This is a genomic window from Streptomyces sp. NPDC024555 (assembly GCF_055559335.1).
This window is the reverse complement of the sequence record NZ_JBVHKV010000026.1, coordinates 91,735-103,321: the sequence shown is the minus strand read 5'-3', so window position 1 is coordinate 103,321 and position 11,587 is coordinate 91,735. Positions and strand designations below refer to the sequence as shown.

The window sequence follows — 11,587 nt, the reverse complement described above, 5'->3', positions numbered from 1 at the left end:
GCGCACTCTGGCTGTCGGCGGCCTGTGCCGTGTCCGTCCTGGCGGTGGGCCGCCGCGACCACTGAGCCCCGGGACCGGCGCACCGGACGGCGGTGGGGCCCCCCCCCGCCCCCCGGGGGGGGGGGGGGGGGGGGGGGGGGGGGGGGGGGGGGGGGGCGCCCCCCCCCCCCCCCCCCACGGCGCGCACCGGGCGATCGGTCCGAATGCCTCCGCCACACATGTGGATCACCGCCCTCGGACGGGTAGGGTCCGTGGCATACGGTGCTTCAACTGCAATTCGGCCGTAGGCAAGTTGGCAGACGCTCCTGACACCTTGCGCGGGGCCATCGCTTACCTGGAGGGAAACGCGTGGAAGCCAACACTCGTAGCACCGGGCGTCTACCAGCAGCCTTCCTGACGCCTGGATCGTCCTCCTTCATGGACTTCCTGTCCGCGCAGTCGCCCGAGCTGCTTCCGGGCAACCGGCAGCTCCCGGTCACCAGCGGCGTCGTCGAGGCGCCGCACGGCACGACGATCGTCGCGGCGACCTTCCCCGGCGGCGTCGTCCTGGCCGGTGACCGGCGGGCGACCATGGGGAACATGATCGCGCAGCGCGACATCGAGAAGGTCTTCCCGGCCGACGAGTACTCGGCGGTGGGCATCGCCGGTACGGCCGGTCTGGCCGTGGAGATGGTCAAGCTCTTCCAGCTCGAGCTGGAGCATTTCGAGAAGGTCGAGGGCGCCCAGCTCTCCCTGGAGGGCAAGGCCAACCGGCTCTCCACCATGATCCGCAGCAATCTCGCGATGGCCATGCAGGGGCTGGCCGTGGTGCCGCTCTTCGCCGGGTACGACGTGGACCGCGAGCGGGGCCGCATCTTCAGTTACGACGTCACCGGCGGGCGTTCCGAGGAGCACGTCGGCTACGCGTCCACCGGCTCCGGCTCGATCTTCGCCCGGGGCTCGATGAAGAAGCTCTACCGCGAGGACCTGACGGAGGCGGAGGCGCTGACGCTGGTCGTGCAGGCGCTGTACGACGCGGCGGACGACGACTCGGCGACCGGTGGCCCGGACGTCGCCCGGCGGATCTATCCGATCGTCACCGTCATCACCGAGGAGGGTTTCCGGAGGCTGCCCGAGGCGGAATCCTCGGAGATCGCCCGCTCGATTCTGGAACGCCGGCTGGAACACCCCGACGGCCCCCGCGCCGCGCTGCTCTGACGTCCCGTTCCCTGGCTTCTTCGATGCTCCTGCCACTGACAGAAAGGGACGGATAGCCGGTGTCGACGCCGTTCTATGTCTCACCTCAGCAGGCCATGGCCGACCGGGCGGAATACGCCCGGAAGGGCATCGCCCGTGGTCGCAGCCTGGTTGTGCTGCAGTACGCCGACGGCATTGTGTTCGTCGGCGAGAACCCGTCCCGTGCGCTGCACAAGTTCAGCGAGATCTACGACCGGATCGGTTTCGCCGCCGCCGGAAAGTACAACGAGTACGAGAATCTCCGCATCGGCGGCGTGCGCTACGCCGATCTGCGCGGATACACCTACGACCGCGACGACGTGACGGCGCGTGGACTGGCGAACGTCTACGCGCAGACGCTCGGCACCATTTTCTCCAGTGCGGCCGAGAAGCCGTACGAGGTGGAGCTGGTGGTCGCGGAGGTGGGTGCCGAGCCGGAGGGGGACCAGATCTACCGGCTGCCGCACGACGGCTCCATCGTGGACGAGCACGGCTCGGTCGCGGTCGGCGGCAACGCCGAGCAGATCAGCACCTTCCTGGACCAGCGGCACCGTGACGGAATGTCGCTCGCCGAGGCGCTGAAGCTCGCGGTGCAGGCGCTCTCCCGCGATCCCAACGGAAGCGAGCGGGAGATCCCCGCGGAGCGTCTCGAGGTCGCGGTCCTGGACCGCACGCGACCGCAGCAGCGCAAGTTCAAGCGGATCGTCGGGCGGCAGCTGGCCCGGCTGCTGGAGGCCGACGGTGCGGGCTCCACGCCCACGGACGCGCCGTCGGACGCCGAGGACGGCGAGGGCGCGGACACCTCCGCGGCCACGCCGGAGTCCGGCGGCACGGACAAGAAGAAGGCCGCCCCCGACGCCGGCGGGTCCACCGACTCGGGCGGCGACGTGGAGTAGCCGGCCCGCCCCGGCCCGTGGTGCCCCGGTCCGCCCTTCCGGCGGGCCGGGGCACCGTCATGCGGTGGGGCGGACCGGTGGCGGCGCGCTGGAGCCCCGGACCACCAGCCGCACGGGCAGGCTGCCGGTCTCTGCCGGCCGGCCGTCCAGCACGGCGAGCAGGGCGCGCATCCCGCGTTCCCCGACCTCCTCGGCGGGCAGCCGCACCGTGGTGAGCTCCGGTTCCACGGCCGTGGCCAGGGCCAGATCGTCGAAGCCGGTGACGGACAGGTCGTCGGGGACCCGCAGTCCCAGCCGCCGGGCCGCCTTGCAGGCTCCCGCGGCCAGGATGTCGTCGTCGCACACCAGCGCGGTGGGGCGCGGTCCCGGGCCCGCCAGGGCTTCCTCGGCGGCCCGCCGTCCGGCCCGGACGTCCAGTGCGGCGGGGACGGTGACGACCTCGGTGCCGGGGACCGCGCGCACCGCCTCGTGCAGCGCGCGGGCCCGGACGGCGAAGGTCCAGGAGCCGACCGCCGAGGCGAGGTGGACGAAGCGGCGGTGTCCGAGCCCGAGGAGATGGTCCATCACCTGCCGCATGCCGTCGGCGATGTCCAGGTTGACCCGGGCGGCGGGACCGGGCGCGGCCGGATCGCTGTCGAGCATCACGAGGGGGAGCCCGGCCCCGTGCAGGGCGCCGAGCGCGTCGGCCGCCATGGAGGAGGCGATCACGCCGTCCAGGGCCGCGCGGGCCGAGGCGAAGGGGTCCCGGGCCGGGCCGACCCCGTCCGGCGAGGGGTAGAGGACCACCCCGAACTCATGGGCGGCGGCGACCGCGGCGGCACCCGTGTAGACACGGGCGAAGAACTCGTTGGTCAGCGCGGGGACGACGAGCAGCGCGGTGCGGGTGCGGCCGAGCCGCAGATTTCGGGCGGCGAGATTGGGCCGGTAGCCGAGCCCGCGGGCGGCGTCCCGCACCCGGCCCGCGGTGGCCTCGGAGACCCGGCCGCGCCATTTGTCGCCGAGGACGAGGGAGACGGTCGCCTGGGAGACACCGGCGGCCCGTGCCACGTCGCGACTGGTGGGGCGGGGCGGGCCGGGCGGTGCTGGGGTGGTCACGCGGGCCTCCGGGCCGCTCGGGCAGGCGCGCTGAGGTGGACCTGCGGACTGGCCTCATGGTACGTATGAACCCGGAAGTTATACGTAAAACTTCGGGTGCTCCGACCGGCGCTCCCAGGAAGAGGGGCGGGCCATGGCCGCGGGATATCTGGACATCCTCCGGGCGCGGCATGCCGCCCGGCTGCTGACGGGCACCCTGGTGGGCCGGCTGCCGAACGGCACCGCCAACATCGCCATCGTGCTGTTCATCCGCGCCGAGGGCGGCAGCTACGCCCTCGCGGGGGCGCTCGCCGCGGTCTACGGCCTGGCCACGGCGGTCGGGCAGCCGCTGCTGGGCCGGGCCGTCGACCTGTACGGGCAGCCCCGGGTCCAGCTCCCGGCCGCCGTCGTCTCCGCCCTCGGCATGGCCCTCCTCGCCGCGGCCGGGCTCGGGACGCTGCCGCTCGCGTACGCGGCCGTGACCGTGGCCGGCCTCTTCACCCCGCCGCTGGAGGGCGGACTGCGGGCCCTGTGGCCGAGCGTGCTGGGCGGCGAGGAACAGCGGGTGCACCGCGCGTACGCCATGGACGCGGTGGCCCAGGAGGTCATGTTCACCGTCGGACCGCTGCTGGTGACCCTGCTGGTCTCCCTCTGGTCCCCGGCCGCCGCCCTGCTCGTCATCAACGCCATAGGCGTCCTCGGCGCCCTCTCCGTCGTCGTCTCCCGGCCCTCCCGGGAGTGGCGTTCCGCCCCGCGCGAGGCGCACTGGCTCGGCGCCCTGCGCTCGCGCGGGCTGCTGGCCCTGCTGGGCTCGTTCTTCTTCGTCGGGCTCGCGCTCGGCTCGATCACCGTCGCGGGCGTGGCCTACGCCGACGACCACGGCCGCGCGTCCGTCTACGGCTGGCTGATGGCGGCGCTGGGACTGGGGGCGCTGATCGGCGGGGCCGTGTACGGGGCGCGGCAGTGGTCCGGGGCGCCCGAGCGCCGGCTCCGGGTGATCGTGGCGCTGCTGGCGCTGGGCTATCTGCCCCTGGTGCTGACCCCGGGGCCGGTCGCGATGACGGCGCTGGCCGCGGTCTCCGGAGTGTTCCTCGCCCCCGCCGTCGCCTGTTCGTTCATCGTGGTGGACCGGCACGCCCCGCGCGGCACGGTGACCGAGGCGTTCTCCTGGTTGGTGACGACCTTCGGGGTGGGCGCGGCGGCCGGCACGGCCGTGGCGGGCCCGGCCGTGGAACTGGGCGGGACCTCGTGGAGCTTCGCCGTCGCGGGCGCCGGGGGAGTGGCCGCGCTGCTCGTCCTGCTGGCCACCGGAAAGGTCCTCGCAGCTCCCGGGCGTACTGCCGTCGCGGTGCGAGGATCGGAAAATGATCGAAACGGTGCCGTCGAACCCGGTTTCAGCTCGGGCCATCAGGCGTAATGTTCAGTCATGGACCGCCGCATTTTCGGGCTGGAGAACGAGTACGGCGTCACGTGCACGTTCAGGGGACAGCGCCGACTGTCCCCTGATGAAGTGGCGCGCTACCTCTTCCGCCGTGTTGTGTCATGGGGCCGCAGCAGCAATGTCTTTCTGCGGAACGGCGCCCGCCTCTACCTCGACGTGGGATCGCATCCGGAATATGCAACCCCCGAATGCGACAACCTGACCGAACTGGTCACCCACGACAAGGCCGGTGAGCGCATTCTCGAAGGCCTGCTCGTCGACGCCGAGCGCCGCCTGCACGAGGAGGGAATCGCGGGCGACGTCTATCTCTTCAAGAACAACACCGACTCCGCGGGAAACTCCTACGGATGCCACGAGAACTACCTCGTGGCCCGGCACGGAGAATTCTCCCGGCTCGCGGACATCCTCATTCCCTTCCTCGTCACCAGGCAGCTGATCTGCGGCGCCGGCAAGGTGCTGCAGACCCCCCGGGGCGCCGTGTACTGCGTCAGCCAGCGTGCCGAGCACATCTGGGAGGGCGTCAGTTCCGCGACCACCCGTTCGCGTCCGATCATCAACACCCGCGACGAACCGCACGCGGACGCGGAGCGCTACCGCCGCCTCCACGTCATCGTCGGCGACTCCAACATGTCCGAGACGACGATGCTCCTCAAGGTCGGGGCCACCGACCTCGTGCTCCGCATGATCGAGGCGGGCACGGTGATGCGCGATCTGACGCTGGAGAACCCGATCCGGGCGATCCGCGAGGTCAGCCACGACATCACGGGGCAGCGCAAGGTCCGCCTGGCCAGCGGTCGCGAGGCCTCCGCCATCGAGGTGCAGCGCGAGTACTACGAGAAGGCCGTGGACTTCGTGGACCGCCGCGGCATCCGCACCGGCAACGTCGAGCGCGTGCTCGAACTGTGGGGCCGCACGCTCGACGCCATCGAGGCCCAGGACCTCGACCGGCTCGACACCGAGATCGACTGGGTCATGAAGTACAAGCTCATCGAGCGGTACCGGGCCAAGCACAACATGACGATGTCGAACCCGCGGGTCGCCCAGATAGACCTCGCCTACCACGACATCCACCGTCGCCGCGGCCTCTACTACCTCCTGGAGCGCAAGGGGCAGGCGGCCCGCGTCTGCAACGACCTGAAGATCTTCGAGGGCAAGTCCGTGCCCCCGCAGACCACCAGGGCGCGACTGCGCGGCGACTTCATCCGCCGGGCCCAGGAGCAGCGCCGCGACTTCACCGTCGACTGGGTCCATCTCAAGCTCAACGACCAGGCGCAGCGCACCGTGCTCTGCAAGGACCCGTTCCGCTCGGTCGACGACAGGGTGGAGAAGCTGATCGCGGGTATGTGAGACCACTCCGGGCCGTCCCCCGGCCCCACGCGCGACGCGGGCCCCGTACGTTCCTCGTACGGGGCCCTGCGCACGCCCTAGAGTGTCGGGGACCCCCTAATGTGTCGTCTGAGATCTGAGGAACCAGTGCGCCGACTTGCCGGCCTTCTCGTCGTCCCCCTGCTGCTGGTATCAGCGGCCTGCGGCAGCGACGACAAGGGCTCCGACTCCGCTTCCGCCTCCGCGTCCGCCCCCAGCAAGGGCGGCTTCCCCGCCATCACCGCGGGCGCGAAGTTCGGTGAGAAGCCCACCCTGGCCAAGGGCACGGGTACCCCGCCCAAGGAGCTGAAGACCAAGGTCATCAGCGAAGGGGACGGCGCGACGCTCAAGAACGGCGACGCGATCCAGGTCAACTACCTGGGCCAGTCCTGGGACTCCGACAAGCCGTTCGACAACAGCTTCGACCGCAAGCAGCCGTTCGACCTGACCCTCGGCGCCGGCATGGTCATCCAGGGCTGGGACAAGGGCCTGGTCGGCCAGAAGGTCGGCAGCAGGGTCCAGCTCGTCATCCCGCCGGACCTCGGCTACGGCGCCCAGGGCCAGGGCGACATCAAGCCCAACGCCACCCTCGTCTTCGTCGTCGACGTCCTGAAGGCGCAGCAGATCCCCACGTCGGCCAAGGGCACCGAGGTCCCGCAGACCGACGCGGCCCTGCCCAAGGTCGGCACCAACACCGACGGCAAGGCCCCCACCGTCAAGATCCCCACCAAGACGGACCCGCCGAAGAAGCTCGTCTCCAACTACGTCCTGGAGTCCAAGGGCGACGTCATCAAGGAGACCGACAGCGTCATCGTGAACTACGTGGGCCTGCTGTGGAAGGACGGAAAGACCTTCGACAGCACCTACGCGACCGGCAAGACGCAGACCTTCCCGCTGGCCCAGGTCACGCTCAAGGGCCTCAAGGACGGGCTGATCGGCAAGAAGATCGGCAGCCGGGTGCTCCTCGTCATCCCGCCGGACCAGGCGTTCGGCGACAAGGAGCAGCAGACCATCCCCAAGAACTCCACGCTCGTGTTCGCCGTGGACGTCCTCGCGAAGATGTAAGACTGTCCCGGTTGCGCAGTTCATCAGTAAAGAGGAGCGAGTCAGTGAGCATCGACAAGCCGGAGATCGACTTCCCGGAAGGCCCGGCGCCGACGGAACTGGAGATCAAGGACATCTGGGTGGGCGAGGGCGCCGAGGCCAAGGCCGGCCAGACCGTCTCCGTCCACTACGTCGGAGTCGCCTTCTCCACCGGCGAGGAGTTCGACGCCTCCTGGAACCGCGGCAGGCCGCTCGAGTTCCAGCTCGGCGCCGGCCAGGTCATCAAGGGCTGGGACCAGGGCGTGCAGGGCATGAAGGTCGGCGGGCGCCGCCGGCTGACCATCCCCTCGCACCTCGCGTACGGCGAGCGCGGCGCCGGCGGCGGCGCGATCGCCCCGGGCGAGACGCTGATCTTCGTCTGCGACCTGGTCGCCGTCTGACCGGCGCGCGTACCGCTCCGAGGGCCCGTGCCGCAAGGCGCGGGCCCTCGCTTTTGTCCCGGCACTCCGGGGCGGTACGGTCGACGGTCGTAGAGCGAAACAGAAAGGGCGTCGATGGCGATTGCCAAGGCCGAGCGGCTGATGAACCTGGCACTGTGTCTGCTCGGGACCCGGCGCCCGCTCAGCAAGCGCGAGCTGCGCGGATCCATCGAGGCCTACCTCGAAGCCGCCTCCGACGACGCCTTCAACCGGATGTTCGAGCGCGACAAGGACGATCTGCGCGAACTCGGACTGGTCATCGAGACCGTCGAGAACCTGGACGGCGACACCGGCTACCTCGCCCGCCGCGACAGCAACCGGCTGCCCCCGATCACGCTCGACGCGGAGGAGGCCGCCGCCCTGGGACTGGCCGCCAAGGTGTGGCAGCAGGCCCGGCTCGCCGGCGCCGCCAGCGGCGCCCTGCAGAAGCTGCGCGCCGCCGGCATGCCGGAGACCGAGGACACCTACGAGGTGCACAGCGCCCTGGAGCCGCGCATCCCCGTCCACGAGGCCGCCTTCGAACCCCTGATGCTCGCCTGCCGCGACCGCCGCCCGGTCACCTTCGACTACCGCAAGGCCAACGCCGCCCGCCCCGAGCAGCGCCACGTCGAACCGTGGACGCTGGAGTGCTGGCGCGGCCACTGGTACCTGGCGGGCTGGGACCGCGACCGCGGGGCGGAGCGGGTCTTCCGGCTCTCCCGGATCAGCGGCAAGGTCCGCTCCCGGGCCGGCGCCTTCACCGCCGAGGTCCCCGACGTGGTCACCGTCCGCGAGACCGTCGAGAGCTGGGCCGGCGAGACCGCCACCCGCACCGCGCTCATCCGGCTCCGCGCCGACTCCGGCTACCCGCTGCGGGCACGGGCCGTATCGGTCCGGGAACTCGGAGACGGGTGGGAGGAGTTGGAGATTCCGTACGGACACGGTCTGGACGCCTGGCTCGTCGAGTTCGGCCCCGACGTCGTCGTGACCGGTCCCGCTGACCTGCGGGCCGACGTGGTGGACCGGCTGCGCGCCGTGGCCAAGGACTGAGGGGACCGTATTCATGGCCGCGAACGCCATCGACCAGACGCGCCGGATGCTCTCCCTGGTGACCTATCTGCGCGAGCGCCCGGGGGCGCACGTCCAGGACGTCGCCCGCGCCTTCGGGATCACCGAGGACGAACTGATCTCGGACCTCGACGTGCTGCCCATGTGCGGCACCAGCTTCCGCGGCGGCGACCTGCTCGACATCGACACCGACGGCGACCGGATCTGGTGGCACAACCCCGACGACGTCGCCGAACCGCTACGGCTCGCGGCCGACGAGGCGACGGCTCTGCTGGTCGCCGCCCGCGCCGTGGCCACGCTGCCCGGACTGCGCGAGAGCGACCGCCAGGCGCTGCTGCGCGCCACCGCCAAGCTGGAGACCGCCGCCGGTGAGGTGGGCGCCGCCAGCTCCCGGCTCTCGGTCACCTTCGAGTCCGAGGGCGGCGTCTTCGCCGACGTGGACCGGGCGATCTCGGAGCGCCGCAGGCTCTGGCTGCGCTACTACTCTCCCGCCCGCGACGAGCTCACCGAGCGCGAGGTGGACCCGATCCGGCTGTTCGCCGTCGGGCACACCTATATGGAGGCCTGGTGCCGCTCCTCGGAGGACCGGCGGACCTTCCGGCTCGACCGGGTCGCCGAGATCCGGCTCCTCGACGAGCCCGCCGCACCCCCGGAGCTGGAGCTGCGGGACCTGTCCGAGGGACTCGTCCAGCCCGCGGCCGAGGACCCGGAGGTCGTGGTCGAGGTCGGCCCCGGCGGCCGCTGGGTCGCCGAGTACTATCCGCACGACCGCGCGGAGGAGCTGCCCGACGGCGGGCTGCGGATCACACTGCGCACCCCCGATCCGGCGTCGCTGCGCCGGCTGGCGCTGCGGCTCGGCCGGGAGGGGCGCATCGTCTCGCCGCCGGAGCTGGCCCGCAGCGCGCGGGACGCGGCCCGCGCGGCGCTCGCCGCGTACGACGAACCGGCCCGGGGGACGACCGAGGAGCGATGACTCATATGCCTGTGGTGTCGGACGTCCCGGCCGTGCCGACGGTCGTCGTTCCCGAATCGGTGCGGTTCAAGGCCGCGTGCCCGGAGTGCCGGGCCCGGTTCGAGCTGGCCGCCGCGGAGTTCCGGCTCGCGATCGGCGCCAGCAGCCGGACCACGTTCTACTCCTTCACCTGCCCCTCCTGCGAGGCCTCGGTCCGCCGGCCGGCGGGGGAGCGGATAGTGGAACTCCTCACCGGCGGCGGGGTGCGCACGCTCCGCCTGCACCCCGGTGTCTGACGGCCCACCCGACTCCGTACACGAGACACATCGAGGCTCCGCGCATGTTCTGGCCCATGCTCGCCATCGCCCTGGGATTCCTCGGGATCGCCGTTCTGGGCGTGCTGGCCGTCAAGGTCTTCGTCGAGGCGCAGCGCCTCGGCCGGCAGGTGGCCGCCACCACCGAGCGCATCAACCGGGCGGCCGAGGACCTGGAGCGGGCGGCCGTCGGTCTCGCCGCCGGAAGCGGCCGGAACCGCTCCTAGCGGTGCCGTCCCGCCCGTGGACGCGGCCTCCAGTTTCCCCGTTCCGGGAGGTAGGCTGCTCGGAACGGCCCAGGCAGGGAGGTGCGGGCCGCTACGAAAGTATGCACGGGCATTGCCTCGCGTTTACTCCCGCGGGTTACGATCGCTGCCAGCGAAGGGTCGGACGGGTGTCCGGCCAAGGGCAGTGAGCCCACCTCCAGCCGCCTCAGCGAGAAGGAAGCACATCATGGGCAATCTGAAGCCTCTCGAGATCGTTCTGATCATCGCTGTCATTCTGCTGCTGTTCGGCGCCAAGAAGCTTCCCGACATGGCCCGTTCGCTCGGCAAGTCGGCCCGCATCCTGAAGAGCGAGGCCAAGGCGATGCGCAAGGACGACGAGCCCGCGGCCACCGCCACCACCGAGGCCGCCGCCGACCAGAGCGCCCAGCAGCCCGCCGCGCGTACGATCCAGGCCGCCCCCGGCGACGTCACCAGCTCCCGCCCGGTGAGCGAGCCGAAGCCCACCACCCAGAGCTGATCGCCGACGGGTCCTCCCGGAAGCTGCCGCACGAGACGAGGGAAGTGGGTTGCTCAAGTCTGCCCGCAAGCAGGAGAAGGACAGCGAGGGGCGGATGCCTCTCGCTGATCACCTGCGAGAGTTGCGTAACCGACTGCTGATCTCGGTCGTGGCGGTCATCGTGATCACATCGATCACGGCCTTCTTCTACAAGGAACTGATCGACTTCCTGATCCGGCCGATCCTCGGATCGGTCGGCTGTGCCGACGGCCAGCACAAGCAGGTCAACGGGCGGCCCTGTGCGGAGATGACGGTCAACGGTCTGGTCGGTCCGTTCTCGATCGCGCTCAAGGTCTCCCTCATGGCGGGTGTGGTCTTCTCCACCCCGGTCTGGCTCTACCAGCTCTGGGCGTTCCTCGCCCCGGGCCTGCACAAGCACGAGAAGAAGTACGCGCTGAGCTTCGTGGGCGCCGGAGTGCCGCTGTTCCTCGTCGGCGCCGCCCTCGCGTACGTCCTCATGCCGCAGACCGCGGAGGTCCTGCTCGGCTTCACCCCGGACAACACGACCAACCTGCTGCCCGTCGACGACTACCTCAACATCGTCACGCGCATGGTCATCGTGTTCGGTCTGGCCTTCGAGCTCCCGCTCCTGCTGGTCCTGCTCAACTTCACCGGGGTGCTCTCGGCCAAGCGGCTCGCCTCCTGGTGGCGCGCCATGGTCATGGGGATCACGATCTTCGCGGCCGTCGCCACCCCGACCGGCGACCCGCTCACGATGATCACGCTGGCCGCGCCGATCGTGCTGCTGTACTTCCTGGCGCTCGGCATCTGCATGGTCAACGACAGCCGTCGGCGCCGCGGCAACCCCGATGCCGAACTGGACGACGACGAGGCGTCCGATCTGGACCTCACGCCCTCGGACCTCGGCGACATGGAGCACGTCTCCGCCTCGCTGCCCGAGCAGGCGGACGGGGAACGGGACGGCGGACGGTCCTCCCGGCGAGACGGTTTCGACGACATCACCTGACCGGTAAGGT

13 protein-coding genes and 1 pseudogene are annotated in these 11,587 nt (G+C 71.1%); 13 read left to right on the top strand and 1 reads right to left on the bottom strand.

The features are described from left to right. Nucleotides 1-205 precede the first annotated feature (205 nt). The 3 genes and pseudogenes from ACZ4FH_RS33060 to prcA form a co-directional block, all read left to right on the top strand. Nucleotides 206-397 (top strand): annotated as a pseudogene (locus ACZ4FH_RS33060) (endonuclease domain-containing protein); the annotation flags it as partial. Then, entirely contained in the window at nt 349-1,197 is an 849-nt protein-coding gene (gene prcB / locus ACZ4FH_RS33055) for a proteasome subunit beta (RefSeq protein ID WP_383645514.1), read from the top strand. The pseudogene ACZ4FH_RS33060 and the gene prcB, both read left to right, overlap by 49 nt. A gap of 59 nt (nt 1,198-1,256) precedes the next feature. Further along, nucleotides 1,257-2,111: a proteasome subunit alpha gene (prcA, locus tag ACZ4FH_RS33050; RefSeq protein WP_467309461.1), complete on the top strand. Its 855-nt coding sequence runs from the start codon at nt 1,257-1,259 to the stop codon at nt 2,109-2,111. A gap of 57 nt (nt 2,112-2,168) precedes the next feature. Here the strand turns inward: prcA and ACZ4FH_RS33045 are convergent, their stop codons facing one another. After that, nucleotides 2,169-3,206: a LacI family DNA-binding transcriptional regulator gene (locus ACZ4FH_RS33045; protein ID WP_467309460.1), complete on the bottom strand. Its 1,038-nt coding sequence runs from the start codon at nt 3,204-3,206 to the stop codon at nt 2,169-2,171. Nucleotides 3,207-3,339: 133 nt separating this feature from the next. On the opposite strand from ACZ4FH_RS33045, the gene ACZ4FH_RS33040 reads away from it, so the two are divergent. From ACZ4FH_RS33040 to tatC, 10 genes are all read left to right on the top strand, one after another. Beyond that, complete coding sequence (locus ACZ4FH_RS33040; RefSeq protein WP_467309459.1) at nt 3,340-4,602, top strand: MFS transporter; 1,263 nt, start codon at nt 3,340-3,342, stop codon at nt 4,600-4,602. A 9-nt stretch (nt 4,603-4,611) separates the two neighbouring features. Beyond that, nucleotides 4,612-5,973, top strand: coding sequence for a Pup--protein ligase (gene pafA / locus ACZ4FH_RS33035; RefSeq protein WP_383645526.1), 1,362 nt, complete (start codon nt 4,612-4,614; stop codon nt 5,971-5,973). A gap of 126 nt (nt 5,974-6,099) precedes the next feature. Next, the gene (locus ACZ4FH_RS33030) at nt 6,100-7,056 is read left to right on the top strand and encodes an FKBP-type peptidyl-prolyl cis-trans isomerase (protein WP_467309458.1); all 957 of its coding nucleotides are present in this window, start codon (nt 6,100-6,102) and stop codon (nt 7,054-7,056) included. 44 nt (nt 7,057-7,100) lie between these two features. After that, nucleotides 7,101-7,475, top strand: a complete 375-nt coding sequence (locus ACZ4FH_RS33025; RefSeq protein WP_467309457.1) for an FKBP-type peptidyl-prolyl cis-trans isomerase — start codon at nt 7,101-7,103, stop codon at nt 7,473-7,475. Between the two features lie 114 nt (nt 7,476-7,589). Beyond that, on the top strand, nt 7,590-8,543 hold the full coding sequence (locus ACZ4FH_RS33020) for a helix-turn-helix transcriptional regulator (protein WP_467309456.1): 954 nt from the start codon (nt 7,590-7,592) through the stop codon (nt 8,541-8,543). A gap of 13 nt (nt 8,544-8,556) precedes the next feature. Beyond that, nucleotides 8,557-9,534, top strand: coding sequence for a helix-turn-helix transcriptional regulator (locus ACZ4FH_RS33015; protein ID WP_383645539.1), 978 nt, complete (start codon nt 8,557-8,559; stop codon nt 9,532-9,534). Beyond that, nucleotides 9,531-9,809 (top strand): hypothetical protein, encoded by a 279-nt coding sequence (locus ACZ4FH_RS33010; RefSeq protein WP_467309455.1) that lies wholly within the window; start codon nt 9,531-9,533, stop codon nt 9,807-9,809. The genes ACZ4FH_RS33015 and ACZ4FH_RS33010 overlap by 4 nt, the downstream gene beginning before the upstream one ends. A 44-nt stretch (nt 9,810-9,853) precedes the next feature. Further along, a complete protein-coding gene (locus ACZ4FH_RS33005) occupies nt 9,854-10,054 on the top strand; it encodes a hypothetical protein (protein ID WP_467309454.1) in 201 nt (66 codons plus the stop codon). A gap of 223 nt (nt 10,055-10,277) precedes the next feature. Beyond that, nucleotides 10,278-10,571: a Sec-independent protein translocase subunit TatA gene (tatA, locus tag ACZ4FH_RS33000; protein WP_383646132.1), complete on the top strand. Its 294-nt coding sequence runs from the start codon at nt 10,278-10,280 to the stop codon at nt 10,569-10,571. A 49-nt stretch (nt 10,572-10,620) separates the two neighbouring features. Next, nucleotides 10,621-11,577 carry a twin-arginine translocase subunit TatC gene (tatC, locus tag ACZ4FH_RS32995; RefSeq protein ID WP_383645548.1) on the top strand — a complete coding sequence of 319 codons (957 nt, stop codon included), beginning with the start codon at nt 10,621-10,623 and terminating at the stop codon, nt 11,575-11,577. Nucleotides 11,578-11,587 lie beyond the last annotated feature (10 nt).

What these genes read in the sequence shown, in the direction of transcription:
- ACZ4FH_RS33015 (WP_383645539.1), top strand. Translation starts at nt 8,557, where the DNA reads ATGGCCGCGAACGCCATCGACCAGACGCGCCGGATGCTCTCCCTGGTG.
- ACZ4FH_RS33020 (WP_467309456.1), top strand. Translation starts at nt 7,590, where the DNA reads ATGGCGATTGCCAAGGCCGAGCGGCTGATGAACCTGGCACTGTGTCTG.
- ACZ4FH_RS33040 (WP_467309459.1), top strand. Translation starts at nt 3,340, where the DNA reads ATGGCCGCGGGATATCTGGACATCCTCCGGGCGCGGCATGCCGCCCGG.
- ACZ4FH_RS33010 (WP_467309455.1), top strand. Translation starts at nt 9,531, where the DNA reads ATGACTCATATGCCTGTGGTGTCGGACGTCCCGGCCGTGCCGACGGTC.
- ACZ4FH_RS33005 (WP_467309454.1), top strand. Translation starts at nt 9,854, where the DNA reads ATGTTCTGGCCCATGCTCGCCATCGCCCTGGGATTCCTCGGGATCGCC.
- pafA (WP_383645526.1), top strand. Translation starts at nt 4,612, where the DNA reads ATGGACCGCCGCATTTTCGGGCTGGAGAACGAGTACGGCGTCACGTGC.